3 protein-coding genes and 1 pseudogene are annotated in these 3872 nt (G+C 60.0%); all 4 read right to left on the bottom strand.

Annotated elements, in window-relative coordinates:
* A pseudogene (locus tag AC2FNB_RS20700) lies at positions 1-343 on the bottom strand (anthranilate synthase component I); the annotation flags it as partial.
* A 12-nt stretch (positions 344-355) separates the two neighbouring features.
* Positions 356-2197, bottom strand: coding sequence for a peptidylprolyl isomerase (locus AC2FNB_RS20695; protein ID WP_496748637.1), 1842 nt, complete (start codon positions 2195-2197; stop codon positions 356-358).
* Between the two features lie 79 nt (positions 2198-2276).
* On the bottom strand, positions 2277-3452 hold the full coding sequence (locus tag AC2FNB_RS20690; RefSeq protein WP_496748636.1) for an aminotransferase: 1176 nt from the start codon (positions 3450-3452) through the stop codon (positions 2277-2279).
* A 75-nt stretch (positions 3453-3527) separates the two neighbouring features.
* Positions 3528-3872, bottom strand: a 345-nt coding sequence (gpt, locus tag AC2FNB_RS20685) for a xanthine phosphoribosyltransferase (RefSeq protein WP_496748635.1), incomplete at its 5' end; no start/stop codon positions are given.

Raw genomic sequence — 3872 nt, 5'->3', positions numbered from 1 at the left:
GGTCGATGCGACTCTCGGCCAACAGGGCGCGCAGGTTGTCCATCGGGTTGCCGTCCTGCGGATCAAAGGCATCCGCATCAAAGCGGGCCGAACGGTTCAGCGCGGATTGCTGACCATGACAGCGCCAGATCAGATCCGGTTTCATCCCGATGATGGAATAACGCCCGCGCACCTCTCCACCCGTCACGGATTCAAGCATGAAGGCGTCTTTCTGCGCGCCAGTCAGCTTGAGCATCAGTGACACAGGCGTGTCCAGATCCGCGGCCAGCCTGGCATAGACGACCTGATTTTCGCCGGCCTCATAGGCGCGCGCAAAGGTTTCGAAGTCGGGGGTCAGGGCCATGTCAGTCTCGTGTCAGAAATTGGATTGCACGGCATTCAGGGCGCGTTGATCCAGCGTCGGACGCGCGCGGGTCTGAGCGTCGCGCACATAGATGTCAAAGACGTTTTGCGCCAGCGCCTGATTGAGCTGTTCGCCCAACGCCGCGCGCATCTGTTTCAGATCATCGGTGTCCGCTGGTGGCAGGACATCGTCAAGCCTCACGATCAGGGCGGTGCCTGTGCCCGAAAGCACACGCAGTTCACCCGGCTCCATCTCGAATACCTGATTCAGGAAATCGACCGGAGTTCCGTCCAGATAGGCGGAACGGGTCAACCCGTTTTCAACCCGGAACGGCAGGCCGATGGCGGCGAAATCTCCGTCGGTCGCTAGCTGTGCCAGCACCGTGTTCGCCTGCTCTCCAAGAACCTTGGCGGTTTCCGCCTGCACCCACGCAGCTATGACCTTGTCGCGTGCGTTGTCCAGCGGTTCGGGTCTCGGGCCAAGCTCCTCGTCCAGACGCAGCGCAAAGATCGAGCCGTCTTCGAGAAAGGCGATCTCGGGAAAATCACCTTCCTGCACGGCTTCGGCAGCATCGCGGAACCCGTTGTAAGCCGCTACGCCATCGCTGCTTTCTTCGGTCCAGTCAATCTGACCAAGCTCCATCCCGGTCTCACCTGCCAGCTCCTCAAGCGTTGCTCCGCCCGCCAGCAGGTCATTGATGTCCTCGGATTGCGCCTCTATCTGGCGACGCGCGCGGTCAGCGGCCAGTTCATCGCGCAACTCGGCCTCGGCCTGTTCAAAGGTCACGATCTGTTCGGCCAGTGATCCGTTGATCCGGAACAGCGCCGGGCCGAGATCGGAGGGCAGGGGGCCGACCACTTTGCCGACTTCGGCTGCAAAAACGGTATCGGCCGCAGCGCCAAGATCGTCAGCTGTCACGTCGCCCAGATCAATATCGCGTAGTTCCAAGCCTCGATCCTGTACCATTTGCTCGAAACTCGCACCGCCCACTTCGATCTGGGCCATAGCGCTTTTGGCGGCTTCTTCGTCGCCAAAAACCAGCCGCTCGACCAGGCGGCGCTCGGGCTGGCGGAATTCTGCTTCGCGCTGAGAGTACAGGTTTCGCACCGCATCCTCGTCCACTTCGATCGTGTCCAGCAGCATCTCGGGCGACAGCAGTGCATATGTCAGCCGCTTGGTGCGTGGCAGGGTGAACTGGTCAGGGTTCTCGTCGTAATAACCCTGAACCTGTGCATCGGTCGGCGCAGGAACCGGAGCTTCGAGGTTTTCCGCGCCCAAGGTGGCCATCGTAAAGCTGCGGCGCGCGCCGATGTAATCGACCAGCGTGTCAACCATTGTGTCCGGCATGGTTACCCCTGCCATGACGGCGCCCTGCACCAATGTCCGCGAAGTTTCCTTGCGAATGTCTGCTTCGAACTCCGCCTCGCTCAACCCGACCTGCTCAAGCTGAAAACGATAGGCTTCGCGATCGAAAGATCCGTCTATACCCTGAAAAGCCGGGATCTGAACGATCTCTTTTTGCAGGTTCTCGTCGCCAACCGACACGCCCATTTGCGCCACTTCGTTGTCGAGTGAAGCAAGAGCAACGAGACGGGCCAGTGCCAACTGGTCGAGGCCGAGTTCGCGTGCTTGCGACATCTGCATGGGCTGGCCTGTCTGCGCCTCGACCGCGCGAATTTCTCGCTGCAGTTCTCGGGCGTAGGCATCGACCGAGATGGATTCATCCCCGACCTGAGCCACGGTGCGGATCGTGCCGCTGAGGTTGACCGCGCCGAACCCGGCAAGACCCAGCATAAGCAGGCCCATCAGGATCCAGACAAAGGTTTTAGACAAGCTCTTGATGCGCGCGGCCATGATGCCCCCTAGTCTTGCGGCGTTATTCTGCCCTTTTCGTTGCGGCCCTGAATACGACGCGCACTGGCGGGGGGCAAGATCAGAAGGTGACCGCCTGTAACCGCTGGAACAACTGTCCGATCCCGGCCCGATCCAGATTGGCAAACGCGACGCGAACCTGACTTTGGCCCGCGCTGTCGTGGGCAGGCATGAACATGGTGCCGGGCAGCAGCAGAACGCCTGCCTTCCTGACCAGTTCACGTGCCAGTTCGTCCGACGGCATGTCGAAGGGGTGCTCAAGATAGGCGAAATAGGCACCCAGGCCCAGCAATTTCCAGCCTTTATTCTCCAGCGCAGGCATCCCTTCGGTAATCGCGGCACGGCGGTCAAGAATTTCAGCACGTTCACCGGCCAGCCACTGCGACAGGTTCTGCATCCCCCAATGGGCTGCAAACTGACCGATCTGGCCGGGGCAGATCGCAACCGTATCCAGGAATTTTTCGATCTCGGCCAACAAGGCTGGGCTGCTGGCCAAAGCCCCGACGCGATGGCCGGTCAGACGATAGGCCTTGGAGAAGGAATAGAGATGCACCAGCGTTTCGTCCCAGTCGGGGTCGGTGAAAAGGTCGTGCGGTGCGCCGCTGCGGCTGTCGAAATCGCGATAGGTTTCGTCCACCAGCAAGCGAATGCCGTATTCCCTGGCAAGATCGTAAAAGGCGCGCACCAACTCCGCCGGGTATTCGACGCCGCCGGGATTGTTGGGTGTCACCAACGAAATTGCCCGGGTCTTGTCCGTGATCAGCAACCGCGCCTGTTCGGGATCGGGCAGCAAATCATCCCCGGTACGCAGGTCCACCGCGCGAACGCCCGCCATATCAAGCCACATCTTGTGATTGAAATACCAAGGCGTAGGCAGAATCACTTCGTCGCCTTCACCGGTAATGCCGGAAATCGCGGCAGAGAACGCCTGATTGCAGCCGCTGGTGATCGCGACTTGGGTCGCTTTGACAGAGCCGCAATAGTGTTCAGAGATCTGACTGGCCAGTTCCGTGCGCAGATCGTCATTGCCCAGAACAGGACCATAAAGGTGGGCGCCATCCTCGTTGATCGCAAACTCGGCCATGGCGCGACGCAATGGTTCGGGTGGAGGGTCGACCGGGGCTGCTTGGCTGACATTGATCAGCGGTCGGTCCGCTGGAAATTCGACCCCTTGTATCCAGCGACGCGCTTCCATGACCGGCGGCGCGAATGTAGCGGCGGTTCGGGTCTGTGTCATTGTGAATCCGTCCTGGAGTGTTTCGGTATGCGCCGATGGTCCAAAAAAACGCGCCCGGTTGGGCGCGTCTCGGTTTCAATCCGTGCCGCGATAGGGCTCGACATATTGCAGGGCCATGTCCCACGGGAAAAAGATCCAGGTGTCCTGGCTTACCTCGGTGATGAAGGTATCCACCATCGGGCGGCCTTTGGGTTTGGCGTAGACGGTTGCGAAATGTGCCTTGGGATACATCTTGCGCACGAGCTCCAGCGTTTTGCCACTGTCCACCAGATCGTCGATGATCAGAACGCCTTCACCATCCCCCATCAAATCGCCATCGGGCGATTTCAGCACTTCGGCTTCACCCTGGGCCTGATGGTGATAGGACTTGACGCTGATCGTGTCGACCGTGCGGATATCCAGTTCGCGGCTGACGATCAT

This window comes from Ruegeria sp. BHSB058 (assembly GCF_059613285.1).
Note: the sequence above shows the minus strand (reverse complement) of the source record. Positions and strands in the feature narration are given on the sequence as shown.